General features: G+C 52.5%; 12 protein-coding genes. 7 read left to right on the top strand and 5 right to left on the bottom strand.

Features of this window, described 5'->3' with window-relative positions:
- Positions 1-35: 35 nt before the first annotated feature.
- Positions 36-1,574 (bottom strand): aldehyde dehydrogenase AldB, encoded by a 1,539-nt coding sequence (gene aldB, locus ABVM99_RS16450; RefSeq protein WP_000183988.1) that lies wholly within the window; start codon positions 1,572-1,574, stop codon positions 36-38.
- Positions 1,575-1,742: 168 nt separating this feature from the next.
- Here aldB and ABVM99_RS16445 point away from each other — a divergent pair, with 168 nt between their 5' ends.
- Entirely contained in the window at positions 1,743-2,624 is an 882-nt protein-coding gene (locus ABVM99_RS16445; RefSeq protein WP_001188269.1) for an ROK family protein, read from the top strand.
- Between the two features lie 284 nt (positions 2,625-2,908).
- Here ABVM99_RS16445 and selB read toward each other — a convergent pair whose 3' ends face one another.
- The 3 genes from selB to ABVM99_RS16430 all read right to left on the bottom strand — a co-directional run bounded on the left by selB (position 2,909) and on the right by ABVM99_RS16430 (position 6,854).
- Entirely contained in the window at positions 2,909-4,759 is a 1,851-nt protein-coding gene (gene selB / locus ABVM99_RS16440) for a selenocysteine-specific translation elongation factor (protein WP_000582395.1), read from the bottom strand.
- Positions 4,756-6,147 carry an L-seryl-tRNA(Sec) selenium transferase gene (gene selA, locus ABVM99_RS16435; RefSeq protein ID WP_000200188.1) on the bottom strand — a complete coding sequence of 464 codons (1,392 nt, stop codon included), beginning with the start codon at positions 6,145-6,147 and terminating at the stop codon, positions 4,756-4,758. The genes selB and selA overlap by 4 nt, the downstream gene beginning before the upstream one ends.
- 98 nt (positions 6,148-6,245) lie before the next feature.
- On the bottom strand, positions 6,246-6,854 hold the full coding sequence (locus tag ABVM99_RS16430) for a glutathione S-transferase (protein WP_000766681.1): 609 nt from the start codon (positions 6,852-6,854) through the stop codon (positions 6,246-6,248).
- A 475-nt stretch (positions 6,855-7,329) separates the two neighbouring features.
- Here ABVM99_RS16430 and mtlA point away from each other — a divergent pair, with 475 nt between their 5' ends.
- The 3 genes from mtlA (at position 7,330) to mtlR (ending at position 11,212) form a co-directional block, all read left to right on the top strand.
- Positions 7,330-9,246, top strand: coding sequence for a PTS mannitol transporter subunit IICBA (gene mtlA / locus ABVM99_RS16425; RefSeq protein ID WP_000093287.1), 1,917 nt, complete (start codon positions 7,330-7,332; stop codon positions 9,244-9,246).
- A 230-nt stretch (positions 9,247-9,476) separates the two neighbouring features.
- Complete coding sequence (gene mtlD / locus ABVM99_RS16420; RefSeq protein WP_000645391.1) at positions 9,477-10,625, top strand: mannitol-1-phosphate 5-dehydrogenase; 1,149 nt, start codon at positions 9,477-9,479, stop codon at positions 10,623-10,625.
- Positions 10,622-11,212 carry a mannitol operon repressor MtlR gene (gene mtlR / locus ABVM99_RS16415; protein ID WP_000193201.1) on the top strand — a complete coding sequence of 197 codons (591 nt, stop codon included), beginning with the start codon at positions 10,622-10,624 and terminating at the stop codon, positions 11,210-11,212. The genes mtlD and mtlR overlap by 4 nt, the downstream gene beginning before the upstream one ends.
- 9 nt (positions 11,213-11,221) lie before the next feature.
- Here the strand turns inward: mtlR and ABVM99_RS16410 are convergent, their stop codons facing one another.
- Complete coding sequence (locus tag ABVM99_RS16410) at positions 11,222-11,431, bottom strand: hypothetical protein (protein WP_023194985.1); 210 nt, start codon at positions 11,429-11,431, stop codon at positions 11,222-11,224.
- 290 nt (positions 11,432-11,721) lie between these two features.
- On the opposite strand from ABVM99_RS16410, the gene ABVM99_RS16405 reads away from it, so the two are divergent.
- The 3 genes from ABVM99_RS16405 to ABVM99_RS16395 form a co-directional block, all read left to right on the top strand.
- Positions 11,722-12,084, top strand: a complete 363-nt coding sequence (locus tag ABVM99_RS16405; protein WP_000665687.1) for a YibL family ribosome-associated protein — start codon at positions 11,722-11,724, stop codon at positions 12,082-12,084.
- Between the two features lie 486 nt (positions 12,085-12,570).
- Positions 12,571-13,254, top strand: coding sequence for a DUF3251 domain-containing protein (locus tag ABVM99_RS16400; RefSeq protein ID WP_000549449.1), 684 nt, complete (start codon positions 12,571-12,573; stop codon positions 13,252-13,254).
- A 43-nt stretch (positions 13,255-13,297) separates the two neighbouring features.
- The coding region (locus ABVM99_RS16395) for an ESPR-type extended signal peptide-containing protein (RefSeq protein WP_272709668.1) at positions 13,298-14,788 on the top strand (1,491 nt) is incomplete at its 3' end.

Raw genomic sequence — 14,788 nt, 5'->3', positions numbered from 1 at the left:
GATAAACGCAGCGCCATCGGGCATTACCTCTTGCGTCAGAACAGCCCCAGCGGCTTATCGGAATAACTCACCAGCAGGCACTTGGTTTGCTGGTAGTGTTCCAGCATCATCTTATGCGTTTCGCGCCCGATGCCCGACTGTTTATAGCCGCCGAACGCCGCATGTGCCGGATAGGCGTGATAGCAGTTGGTCCATACGCGCCCGGCCTGAATGCCGCGCCCCATCTTATAGGCCAGATTGCCGTTGCGGCTCCAGACGCCGGCGCCGAGGCCATACTGCGTATCGTTAGCGATTTCCAGCGCCTCCTCCATGGTTTTAAAGGTGGTTACCGCCAGCACCGGGCCAAAGATCTCCTCCTGAAAGACGCGCATATTGTTCTTACCAAACAGAATGGTAGGCTCAAGGTAATAGCCCTCTTTAAGTTCGCCATCCAGCTCCTTGCGTCGCCCACCGGTCAGAATATCGGCCCCCTCTTTTTTACCGATATCGATATAATTGAGGATAGTCTCAAGCTGGCCGTGGGAGACCTGCGCCCCCATCTGTGTACCGCTATCTAGCGGGTTCCCGCTGCGAATGCTCTCTACCCGGCGAATAGCGCGCTCCATAAAGCGCTCATAGATGGACTCCTGGACCAGCGCACGGCTTGGACAGGTACACACCTCGCCCTGGTTAAAGGCAAACAGGGCAAATCCCTCCAGCGCTTTATCAAAGAACGCATCTTCCTCATCCATCACGTCAGCAAAGAAGATATTGGGCGATTTACCGCCTAACTCCAGCGTTACCGGAATAATATTCTGCGTGGCGTACTGCATGATCTGTTGACCCACTTCCGTCGAACCGGTAAACGCCACCTTCGCGATACGTTTCGAGGTCGCCAGATATTCGCCAATCTCGCCGCCCGCGCCGTTCACGACGTTGACGACGCCCGGCGGTAACAGATCGCCAATGACTTCCATTAACAGCAGAACGGAAAGCGGCGTCAGGCGTGCCGGTTTAAGCACCACACAGTTACCCGCCGCCAGCGCTGGCGCCATTTTCCAGCTTGCCATCAACAACGGAAAGTTCCACGGGATTATCTGCCCCACGACGCCAAGCGGTTCGTGAAAATGGTAGGCCACGGTTTCGCTATCAACTTCGCTGATCCCGCCCTCCTGCGCACGTATACAGGAGGCGAAATAGCGGAAATGATCGATCGCCAGCGGTACGTCGGCGGCGCTGGTTTCACGAATCGGTTTACCGTTATCCCAGGTTTCCGCTGTCGCCAACAGTTCGAGGTTTTGTTCCATCCGATCGGCGATCTTAAACAAGATAGCGGCACGGTCTTGTACTGACGTATGCGCCCACTTATCTTTCGCCTTATGCGCGGCGTCGAGCGCTAAATCGATATCTTTTTTACCGGAGGAAGCGACTTCACATAGCGGCTGGCCGGTCACTGGCGTCAGGTTTTGATAATATTCGCCGTCGGCGGGCGCAACCCAGTCACCGCCAATAAAATTGTCATAGCGGGCTTTTAACTTCAGTGGGTACCCGTATTCACCTGGCTGAATACGTGTTGAAGGGGGATTGTTCGTCATGACCAACTCCTTATTGTAAAGGTACTCCACAAGGGTAGACGGTACTGGTGAATTTTTCGCCAATGGTTTCCCGCTTTACGACAGCAATCACGAATTACTTTCCTTTACGTTTCTCCGTCTGGTTTTAGCCATACTAAACAGGTGCCTGTTTAACGTACGGAGAACACTATGCAGCAATATATCGGTATTGATGTGGGAGGAACTCACGTCAAATATGGCGTGATTAACAGTGACGGCGAAGAATTAACCCATCATCAATTCGATACGCCAGAGGACGCCTCCACGTTTACCCGCAAATGGCAGGATGTGGTGGCGCGTTGCCAACAGGACTATGACATTGCGGCAATCGGGGTCAGTTTCCCCGGCCATATTAATCCCCATAACGGTCATGCGGCAAAAGCGGGCGCGCTGGCTTACCTGGATGACGTCAACCTGATGGAGTTGTTCAGCGGGCTGACCGATCTGCCGCTGGTCGTGGAGAACGACGCGAACTGCGCGGCGCTGGGCGAAATGTGGCGAGGCGCCGGGCAGCATTATGACAATCTGGTCTGCATTACCATTGGAACCGGCATTGGCGGCGGTATTATCGTCGGACGAGAACTGTATCGCGGCGCACATTTCCATGCCGGTGAATTCGGCGTCATGCCGGTCGGGAATAATGGCGAAAGTATGCATAAAATCGCGTCAACCAGCGGATTAATGGCGTCGTGCCGCCAGGCGCTGGCGCTGCCTGCCGAAGAGATGCCGCCTGCGGATGTGATCTTCGAACGAATGGCGACCGATGTTCATCTGCGTGAGGCGGTCAATGACTGGGCGCGTTATCTATCACGCGGCGTTTACAGCGTGATCTCTATGTTTGATCCGGGCGTGGTGCTGATCGGCGGAGGAATAAGCGAACAGGAAAAGCTCTACCCGCTCCTGACGCGGCATCTTGAAACGTTTGAAATGTGGGAGGCGCTCCAGGTGCCGATTCAGCCCTGCCAACTGGGAAATCAGGCGGGCAGGCTGGGCGCCGTCTGGCTGGCGCAGCAAAAGCTCGCCCGAAGCTAACGTGTTACGCCTTATCCGGCCTGCATCGTCTACGCAGGCCCGGTAAGCGTCCGCGCCACCGGGCAAAGGCGTTACATCGCCGCGCGATAAAGTTCCACAATCTCATCGTGAGTCGCCTGACTAAGGCGCAAAGAATATGGGCAAAACTATTCTGATAACAGGTTCACGATGGCTATTTTAAGAAGTCAGAAAAATAAAAAGCACATCTGGTTCATTTCCTGATGTGCTTTTTATAAAGCAACGCAATAATTGTATTGCTTCATTTGTTATTTAATTTAACCATTTCATTCTTTTTGCGGAAATAATAACGCATCACGTAATAAATGATCATTCCCACGACGTCGTGTAAATCCAATCCGGTCAAAATATTCAAGGATCTGAATAGCCAGTTTCCGCCCTACATTCAGCCTGTCGCGAAAATCCGCCGCACACGTTGATCCTCTCTCTTGATCCAGCTCGCGGATCATATTGGCGAAAGCGACAATCCGATCGTTACGATAGTACCGATCTTTTACGATCGCGGTAATGATGCCTTGCTGTGCCGCCTGCCGCAGCACCAGCCGCATCAATTGTTCTTCCGTTCCGGTCTCTTTCGCCAGATCGCGTACCCACCAGGGCTCATCGCCAAATAGCGGTTCGACTTTTTGCCAGACGGCCTGCTGCTCATCGCTAAATCCTGCTTTATGATCCGGCAGATGCAACCAACCGTGATGGCTATGAATCAGGCCGTCGTCGCGCATCCGCTCGATCAGCATCAGGACCAGCGCTTCATCCTCCATTGGCAGGGCCATGCGGCGTAAACGCTCGCGTCCCGGCCCCGGTTCATCGCGGTGCTGTTCGTGGTAGGTCGCCAGCGTATCAAGAATCTTACGCTGCCAGCGGGCGGCGACGGGCGCGCTTAACAGATTGTCTCCGGCCTGGATAAAACCATGTTGCTCAATAAGCTGACGCATACCGACAGGATTAAGCTGACGCGCCCAACCGAAATCCGGCAGGTTGACGGCGCCGCGTTCCAGATGAATGGCCAACGCCGCGCTATCGTCCTGCGCGGCAGCAAGCGTTGAAAGCCAGTGCAAATAATCTGGCTTACGTTTACCGCGACGCGGCGCCTTAAGCGTCACCACGCGTGCGCCGGCAAGGGTGGCGCGTGCGGAAATATCACGCAGCACCAGTCTGTCATTATCGGCCAGCCACAACGGCGTATCAAAGATCAGCTCGGCCAGCCCGCCTTCCAGCAAAGAGACGCGACCGGTCACATGGCTGGCGGCATGGTGAATATGTAGCGGCTGCCATTGGGAAAGCGGCGCATGAAGCGCCAGAGAAACGATCACCCGGGAAAAAGCTTCCCCCACCGGCGCATCGGAAAGCAGCCAGTCGCCGCGGTTAAGCTGCTCCTTCTCCGCATCGCCCGCAATATTGAGCGCAATACGTTGCCCGGCATACGCATGGTCGGTAGGCTGATTTTGCGCGTGTAGACTTCGTACGCGCATCGGCGTATTAACGCCGGTCAACCATAGCGTATCGCCCACGTTTACCTCTCCGCTCAGCGCCGTTCCGGTCACCACCAGTCCCGCCCCTTTCACCGTAAACGCACGGTCGATAGCCAGGCGGAAGCGATGCTGCGCGGCGTGCGAACGTGCAGGAAGCTGCTGTAAATGAGCGCGAAGTTCTGCAATACCGCGTCCTTCATTGGCGGCGGTGACAAATAAAACGGTATCGGCGAAGCCATAGTTGTCGAGCGCCGCCAGTACCTCTTCACGTACTTCACCGATACGCGCCTCGTCCACGCGATCGGCTTTGGTCAGCGCTACGGTGAGCTGGAGATTGCCCGTCAGTTGCAGGATCTGTAAATGCTCGCGCGTTTGCGCCATGACGCCGTCATCACAGGCGACCACCAGCAAAGCGTGATCAATACCGCCTACGCCCGCCAGCATGTTAGAGAGGAATTTTTCATGTCCAGGCACATCGATAAAGCCCAGCACACGACCATCCGGCTGCGGCCAATAGGCGTAGCCCAGATCGATAGTCATCCCGCGTTTTTTCTCTTCCGGCAGGCGATCGGCATTGACTCCGGTAATCGCCTGGAGCAACGTCGTTTTACCGTGGTCTACGTGTCCGGCAGTTGCAATAATCATTTCAGCATCATCTCCATAAACCGGCTTTCGTCTTCAAGACAGCGCATATCCAGCCATAAACGGCCATCATAAATTCGGCCAATGACCGGTACAGGCAGCGTGCGCCAGCGGGCCGCCAGCGCCTCCAGCCGACTACCGCGCCCGTCGTGCGGGGTAAAGGTCATGGCGGCGCTGGGAAGGCGGTCTACCGGTAATGAACCGCTGCCGATTTGCGACAGGCAGGGTTTAACCTCCAGCGCAAATTCATCGCCGTAACGTGCCGCCAGCCGCGCCTGTAACCGCTGCGCTTGTTCGCGAATCGACGCTTCGCTGCGGGTTAACAGACGCAGGGTGGGTAATTTCTCCGCCAACGCTTCCGGGTGCAGATACAGACGTAACGTTGCCTCCAGCGCCGCCAGCGTCATTTTATCCGCGCGCAGAGCGCGTTTCAGCGGATGGCTTTGCAGTTGGGCAATCATCGCTTTTTTGCCGACGATGATCCCGGCCTGCGGCCCGCCCAGCAACTTATCGCCGGAGAAGCTTACCAGGCTGACGCCTGCGGCAATGAGCTGCTGCGGCATCGGCTCTTTGGGTAAGCCATATTGACTTAAATCCACCAGCGAACCGCTGCCCAGATCCGCCACCACCGGAATATCCAGCTCTCGCCCGATTTCCGCCAGTTCCGCTTCCTCTACCGTTTTGGTAAAGCCCTCAATGCTGTAATTACTGGTATGCACCTTCATCAACAGACCGGTATTTTCATTTACCGCCTGACGGTAATCTTTCGCGTGCGTCCGGTTGGTGGTGCCTACTTCATGCAGCGTACAGCCCGCCTGGCGCATAACATCAGGAATACGAAACGCGCCGCCGATTTCGACCAGCTCGCCACGCGAAACCACCACCTCTTTGCCGCTGGCTGTCGCCGCCAGCATCAGCAATACCGCCGCCGCATTGTTATTGACGATACAGGCGTCCTCCGCCCCGGTGATACGGCATAACAGCGTCGCCAGCGCCCGGTCGCGATGCCCCCGCCCGGCGCCATCTAAATCGTATTCCAGCGTCACCGGCGCGCGCATCGCCTGCGTTACCGCCTCAATCGCTTCTTGCGCCTGCAATGCGCGGCCAAGATTGGTGTGCAACACCGTCCCCGTCAGGTTAATCACCGGGCGCAGCGCGCTTTGCGCCGCATTTTCCAGCCGGAGTTTCGCCTCTTGCGCCCAGTCCGCGTACCAGTCGGGAAGTGTTTGCGTATTCCGGATGACGTCGCGCGCGTCGTCAAGCATCCGCCTAAGCAGATCAACCACCTGGGTATGGCCATACCGATCGCGCAGAGAAAGAAAAGCGCTATCGTGCAATAAGCGATCGATAGCAGGAAGCTGGCTGTAGAGTGTACGCGTTTCGCTTGTCATGAAAATGCCTGGCTGTTGGTGGCCCTCTCCTGGCGGGAGAGGGATATCGACATAAGGGGGATTGTAACGTGAGTTTGCTCAGGCGGACATAATGCGCGTCAAGCCTTTGGTGCTTCGGTGCGGGCAAAGCTTTCGCGCTGAAAAAGCGTTTCGACCAGTTTGACCAGGTGGGGGCGGCTAACACACCAGCCAGGCGCGACCCGGCGGAAGTTGAGATAGCCTACCGCACAGGCAATCGCGATAGTCGCCAGATTGACCGTATCCGTTTTTAGCGTCCCGTCGCTCAGATAACTTTCGAGCATATCCAGGCTGCGGTTGATTTTTTCCCGCTGGCGCAGCAGTTCCGTTTCCGATTGTTGCGCCGCCGGACGCGCCTGTTCGCGTACAGAAACCAACGCTGCATCCATAATGCCGTCAGCCAACGCTTCAAGCTGGCGAACTTTAAGCGCTGCCATCGGGTCACGCGGGAGCATCGCTGGCGCGATATCCAGCAGTTCAATATATTCCGCGATGATCGGCGAATCGAACCAGTACTCGCCTTTCTCCGTCACCAGCGCTGGCACCTTACCCAGAGGGTTGTATTGCGCCACGCCGTTATCCGCCTCGTAGGGTAGTTCATTAATAAATTCGAAGGTAATGCCTTTTTCGAGCAGCAGAACAGAGATTTTGCGCACAAAAGGGCTGGTGTAGCTACCGATGAGTTTCATGCCGTGTCCTTTTTGCCAACCAGTAAAAATCATAGTATGGCTCAAATAAGACGAAAAGAGACGCAAAAGGAGGTTGCTGAATGACATAACGTGAGAGGGCTCGCAACAAAATGTTTGCCGGATCGTATTGGCGTTACCCGGGCTTAAAATTTCTTGTGAAGATGATCACAAAAATTCAACAAAGCACCAAAATAAAAATGTGAAATATCTCACATAAAATGGTCTTTTAAGGGCTAAAAATTAGATTCGTTGTTTTTTTACACAGCCACTTTGTGATCAATATCACATCAATTACCTCTCTACCCCCTATATTTATGTGACACAAATCACATAAATTGTCTCTGTCTGGACAGTTGAACGATTCAGTGCCAGATTGCGCAGTATCTACACTACAGGGTCCGGCTACCTCTGCCGCTACATTAACAAACCTCGGGCTTTCAGCCTGCGCGACAGCAACATAAGAAGGGGTGTTTTTATGTCATCCGATATTAAGATCAAAGTGCAAAGCTTTGGTCGATTCCTCAGCAATATGGTGATGCCTAATATCGGCGCGTTTATCGCGTGGGGTATTATCACCGCATTATTTATTCCAACAGGGTGGTTGCCTAACGAAACGCTGGCGAAACTGGTTGGTCCGATGATCACCTACCTGCTGCCGCTGCTCATCGGTTATACCGGCGGTCGTCTGGTTGGCGGCGAACGCGGCGGCGTGGTGGGCGCTATCACTACCATGGGCGTTATTGTCGGCGCGGATATGCCGATGTTCCTCGGCTCGATGATCGCCGGTCCATTAGGCGGCTACTGCATTAAGAAATTCGACAGTTGGGTAGACGGTAAGATCAAATCCGGTTTTGAGATGCTGGTGAACAACTTCTCCGCTGGCATCATCGGTATGATCCTCGCCATCCTGGCGTTCCTCGGTATTGGTCCGGCGGTTGAAGTCCTGTCCAAAATTCTGGCGGCTGGCGTTAACTTCATGGTGGCGCACGATATGCTGCCGCTGGCGTCCATTTTTGTTGAACCGGCGAAAATCCTGTTCCTCAATAACGCGATTAACCACGGCATCTTCTCACCGCTGGGTATCCAGCAGTCCCATGAGATGGGTAAATCCATCTTCTTCCTGATTGAAGCTAACCCGGGTCCGGGGATGGGCGTCCTGCTGGCGTACATGTTCTTCGGTCGCGGCAGCGCTAAACAGTCTGCGGGCGGCGCGGCAATTATCCACTTCCTGGGCGGTATCCATGAGATCTACTTCCCGTACGTGCTGATGAACCCACGCCTGATTCTGGCGGTGATTCTCGGCGGTATGACCGGCGTATTCACCCTGACCATCCTGAACGGCGGTCTGGTCTCTCCGGCATCTCCAGGTTCCATTCTGGCGGTACTGGCGATGACGCCAAAAGGCGCTTACTTCGCTAACATCGCTGCCATCGTGGCGGCAATGGCGGTTTCCTTCGTGGTGTCTGCAATTCTGCTGAAAACCAGCAAAGTGAAAGAAGAAGATGACATTGAAGCGGCCACCCGTCGTATGCATGACATGAAAGCGGAATCTAAAGGCGCCTCTCCGCTGGCGGCTGGCGACGTGACTAACGACCTGAGCCATGTGCGTAAAATCATCGTGGCTTGCGATGCCGGTATGGGTTCCAGCGCGATGGGCGCAGGGGTACTGCGTAAGAAAGTACAGGATGCGGGCCTGAGCCAGATCTCCGTCACCAACAGCGCCATTAACAATCTGCCGCCGGATGTGGATCTGGTCATTACTCACCGTGACCTTACCGAGCGCGCGATGCGTCAGGTACCGCAGGCGCAGCATATTTCGCTGACCAACTTCCTGGATAGCGGCCTGTACACCAGCCTGACCGAACGTCTGGTTGCTGCACAGCGCCACAATACTAATGAAGAGAAAGTACGCGACCATCTGAAAGACAGCTTTGAGGAGGGTGATAACAACCTGTTCAAACTGGGTGCGGAGAATATCTTCCTGGGCCGTAAAGCCGCTAACAAAGAAGAGGCGATTCGCTTTGCCGGTGAACAACTGGTGAAAGGCGGCTATGTTGAGCCGGAATACGTCGAGGCGATGCTGGACCGCGAAAAGCTGACGCCGACTTACCTCGGTGAATCCATCGCAGTACCGCACGGTACAGTGGAAGCGAAAGATCGCGTGCTGAAAACCGGCGTGGTGTTCTGCCAGTATCCGGAAGGCGTACGCTTCGGTGAAGAAGAAGACGATATTGCCCGTCTGGTCATTGGTATCGCCGCACGTAACAATGAGCACATCCAGGTCATCACCAGCCTGACCAACGCGCTGGATGATGAATCCGTGATCGAACGTCTGGCGCACACCACCAGCGTGGATGAAGTGCTGGAACTGCTGGCAGGTAAAAAAGCTTAACAGTTAAGTATCCCCAAAATAGTTCGAGCTGCAGGAAGGCGGCAACGCAGTGAATCCCCAGGAGCGTACATAAGTACGTGACTGGGGTGAGCGAGGAGAGCCAACGCATCTGCAGTTCGAAATATGAAGGCGATACCCTCTCCCTTGTGGAGAGGGTTAGGTTGAGGGGAAATCTATGCAGTCCCTCACCCCAGCCCTCTCGGGTAAAAACATTAATGAAGGTTAATACTATGAAAGCATTACATTTTGGCGCAGGTAATATCGGTCGTGGCTTTATCGGCAAACTGCTGGCTGACGCGGGGATACAACTGACGTTTGCGGATGTAAACCAGGTCGTACTCGATGCCCTGAATGCCCGTCATAGCTATCAGGTTCATGTTGTGGGTGAAAATGAGCAGGTGGATACCGTTTCCGGCGTCAACGCTGTCAGCAGCATCGGCGATGATGTTGTCGACCTGATTGCCCACGTTGATTTAATCACTACTGCCGTGGGTCCGGTTGTGCTTGAGCGTATCGCTCCGGCCATCGCTAAAGGGCTGGTAAAACGTAAGGCGCAGGGCGTGGATGCCCCGCTGAACATCATCGCTTGTGAAAACATGGTACGCGGCACAACGCAGCTGAAAGGCCACGTAATGAACGCGCTGGCGGATGGCGATAAAGCCTGGGTTGAACAGCACGTTGGCTTTGTCGATTCCGCCGTTGACCGTATTGTGCCGCCATCTGCTTCTGCGACCAACGATCCGCTGGAAGTGACGGTAGAAACCTTCAGCGAGTGGATCGTCGATAAAACCCAGTTTAAAGGCGCGTTGCCAAACATTCCGGGGATGGAGTTAACGGATAACCTGATGGCATTTGTCGAACGTAAACTCTTCACGCTGAACACGGGTCATGCTATAACCGCGTACCTCGGCAAATTAGCCGGTCATCAAACCATTCGCGACGCTATTCTCGATGAGAGTATTCGCGCGGTGGTGAAAGGCGCGATGGAAGAAAGCGGCGCGGTGCTGATCAAACGCTACGGTTTTGATGCCGACAAACATGCGGCATACATTCAGAAAATCCTCGGTCGTTTTGAAAACCCGTATCTGAAAGATGACGTCGAACGCGTAGGTCGTCAGCCGCTACGCAAACTCAGCGCGGGCGACCGTCTGATCAAACCGCTGCTTGGCACCCTGGAATATGGTCTGCCGCATGTGAATCTGGTCAAAGGGATCGCGGCGGCGATGCATTTCCGTAGTGATGAAGATCCGCAGGCGCAGGAGTTGGCGGCTCTGATTACCGAAAAAGGCCCGCAGGCCGCGCTGGCGCAAATTTCCGGGCTGGATGCCAATAGCGATGTGGTGGCTGAGGCGGTTAACGCATATAACGCGACCAAATGACGCAGAACCCGGCGCAGGTTAGCCTGCGCCCAAATAACAGATTGTCAGATATGCAGGCAATAATGGAACAAACCCAGGCCTTTGAAAATCGTGTGCTTGAGCGTCTGAATGCTGGCAAAACCGTACGGAGCTTCCTGATTACCGCCGTCGAGTTATTGACCGAGGCGGTGAATATTCTGGTGCTCCAGGTGTTTCGCAAAGACGACTATGCGGTGAAATACGCTGTGGAACCGTTGCTGGATGGCGACGGGCCGCTGGGCGATCTTTCGGTACGTCTGAAACTTATCTATGGCCTGGGCGTACTCAGCCGCACCGAATATGAAGATGCGGAGCTGTTAATGGCGCTGCGCGAAGAGCTGAATCACGACGGCAATGAGTACGCCTTTACCGACGATGAAATTCTCGGGCCGTTTGGCGAACTGCACTGCGTCATGGCGCTGCCGCCGCCGCCGCATTTTGATACGTCCGACGCGGCGCTCTACGCCATGCAAATTCAGCGCTACCAGCAGGCGGTGCGTTCGACGATGGTCCTCTCTCTGACCGAGCTGATTTCTAAAATCAGCTTAAAAAAGGCCTTTCAAAAGTAAATCCCGCCGTTAACCTCTTTCTTCTTCTTTTGGTCGGTACAGCCGTCGGTAATATTCCAGACGCTGCAAATAAATGGGCGCGTTCTCCGACGGCACTTCGGAAGGAACATAATCACGCGGCGGCGTTTTATTCAGGTATTCACGGAACGCCTGGCTGGACGCCATAAAATCGACGGCTTTATCAATAAGAAGTGGTACGTTCTCACCTATTTTTGCCATGATAGATCCTCCATGTGGGACCCGCGTCTGACTCCCGCGGTCGCTTATTTGAGTTTAGGATCAATTTAGCGTTGTCATTGAGGAAAATGTGCTTAATCGCTTTTCTTGCCGACAAAAGGACGCTTCATCTTTTCTTTCGACAAAAAGGATTTTATTCTCAACGAGATAATTAAATAGTGAGCAGTGTAATACTTGCCATAATTGATTATCTTTACGTCATGAGTTGTGAAGAATCACTCACTGCGCGCATACTATAAGGTATCTATCCCATTTCTATCAGAAGCTATCCCATGAAAGAAGTCGAAAAAAACGAAATTAAACGCCTGAGCGATCGTCTTGACGCTATTCGCCACCAGCAGGCAGGTCTCTCTCTGGTTGAATCCGCCGATAAATACGCGGAGCTGGAAAAAGAAAAAGAGACGCTGGAAGCAGAAATTATCCGTCTGCGCGAAGTACACAGCCAGAAACTGAGTAAAGAAGCGCAGAAGCTGATGAACCTGCCGTTTCGCCGCGCGATCACTAAAAAAGAGCAGGCCGATATGGGCAAACTCAAAAAAAGCGTACGCGGCCTGATCGTGGTCCACCCGATGACGGCGCTGGGCCGGGAAATGGGGCTCAAAGAGATGACAGGCTTCGCGAAGAGCGAGTTCTAAACCTTCCGCATCCCAGGTTCTCAGGACACCCGTTGTACGGAGGGTGTCTTGAGAGCATCGGGCTATATTCCGAATTTTTCCTGGAAGTATTTACACCGCTTATATACAAGTTCATTTTTAACGGTAGTCCCTGCTTTTTCAGGATGAAAAATTCCACTATCATGCCTGTTTGTATTTATACAATGAATTTTTTTCATCCTCTTTTCTTATATCCCGCAGAATATGATTGACCCGCAAAATTAAATAACATTATCATCCCTGAAAAAAAACCCCATACATAAACATTATAATTATATTTTTATAAAGCATTGCTATGAGTAATTGATAAACAACGTCGGGTATTCGCACACTCCTATAGAAGCAATGAATGTTTTAATTATAACCATATATTATGGTTATTGGCAATGCTCGCAAAATGATGAGTTAGCTGTATAAATAACAGGTTAACTATTTATATTACATAAATTATTAACAAGGATATTTTATATGCACAAAAATGGAAAATTTATCCCCCTGCTTGCGTTGGGATTCACATTCTTTTTATCTGGTTGTGACTACTTTGCAGATAAACACCTTGTTGAAGAGCTGAAAAAACAACAAAAAGAACAAGAAACAAAGATAAACCTGTTAGAAAAACAACAAAAAGAACAAGAAGCAAAGATGAATTTGCTAGAAAAACAACAAGCTACGGTTATCAACACAACTCAAAAGGTCGCCGAAGTCGTTGGCCGCGTTGAACGCAAACAACGGCTATTCGACTATACAGAACTGGACCCATCACAAACGCACTATTTTATTATTAACAACGGCAATATCGGATTAGCCGGGCGTATTCTATCTATTGAACCAATAGATAATGGAAGTGTTATTCATCTTGATTTAGTTAACTTACTCAGCATTCCCGTATCAAACCTTGCGTTTAATATGACATGGGGTACGAAAAAACCTTCCGAGGCAAAAGATCTGCCTCGCTGGCGACAACTCCTGCTCAACACAAAAATGGATTCGACAATCGAACTCTTACCGGGAGCATGGACAAACGTCACGCTAACATTAAAAGGCGTATCGCCCAATAATCTTAAGTATCTAAAAATAGGTATTAACATGGAGAATGTCATATTCGACAGCATACAACCTATTAATGATACGAAAAAGAAGCCAAAAAAATAATAGCCATTGATACAATTATTTTAGAAAAGGAAAGCACTTATTCATGAACAGAATATTTAGAGTCCTCTGGAATGCCGCTACGGGAACATTTGTTGTCACCAGCGAAACCGCAAAAAGCCGCGGCAAAAAAAGCGGCCGCAGAAAGCTGGCGGTTTCCGCACTCATCAGTCTTAGCAGCATTATGGTTTCTGCGGACGCACTGGCCAATGCTGGGAACGATACAGGGAAAGGGATCGGCACTGAGAATGGATGGATAGCCATTGGCGAAGGCGCCGAAGCTGATTCAACAATAACAACTAAAGAAAAGGTCGCAGAAGATCCGTCCAAAGGATATGTAGCGGGTGCCGGTATTGCAATAGGTTACTATAGTAAGGCATCTGGGGCTTCCAGCACTGCGTTGGGCGGATATAGCCTTGCTGAGAGTATAGGCTCAGTGGCGCTAGGGGCAGGTGCACATACCACTTCTACGGCTAAATACTCTATGGCAGTAGGTACAAACGCAGTTGCCTCAAATCTTTACGCCATCGCACTGGGAACAAATGCAAATGCCTCAGGGAAAAATTCAATAGCGCTTGGACGCGATACCGTATCATCAGCAGAAAGAAGCCTGACGGTAGGATTAGGGGCGAATGCCGCATCTCTGGATAGCATGGCTTTCGGTTACAATACATCCGTAACGTCAGATGCGGCAAATGGCATTGCCTTCGGTAGTGGGGCGGTAACCTCTGCAAAAAATTCCGTCGCGATAGGGAGCAATTCTACAGCGACCGAAGAAAACGTAGTTTCTGTAGGGAGTGATGCCCTAAAGCGCAAAATTGTCAACGTTGGTAACGGAGCCATATCAGAAAGCAGCACCGACGCCGTTAACGGCTCTCAGCTATTTGCAACCAACGCCAATGTGACGCAGAACACCACTGATATTGCTGCCAATACCGACAGCATTAACCAAAACACAACCGATATCGCCACCAACACCACCAATATCAACAGCCTGAGCGACTCCGTCACCACGCTCACCGACGATGCCCTGTTGTGGGATGCAGCCTCTGGCGCATTCAGCGCTAACCACAACGGAAGCGACAGCAAAATCACCAATCTGGCGGCGGGTACCCTGGCCGCTGACAGCACCGACGCCGTTAACGGCTCTCAGTTGTTTGATACAAATGAGAAAGTGGATAAGAACACTGCTGATATCGCCACCAATACCGACAGCATCAACCAAAACACTGCCGATATTACCGCTAATACCGACAGCATTAACCAGAACACAACCGATATCGCCGCCAATACCGACAGCATTAACCAAAACACAACCGATATCGCCACCAACACCACCAATATCAACAGCCTGAGCGACTCCGTCACCACGCTCACCGACGATGCCCTGTTGTGGGATGCAGCCTCTGGCGCATTCAGCGCTAACCACAACGGAAGCGACAGCAAAATCACCAATCTGGCGGCGGGTACCCTGGCCGCTGACAGCACCGACGCCGTTAACGGCTCTCAGTTGTTTGATACAAATGAGAAAGTGGAT

This window comes from Salmonella sp. SJTUF15591 (assembly GCF_043356435.1).
GTDB lineage: Bacteria > Pseudomonadota > Gammaproteobacteria > Enterobacterales > Enterobacteriaceae > Salmonella > Salmonella enterica.
This window is presented reverse-complemented; position numbering and strand designations above follow the sequence as displayed.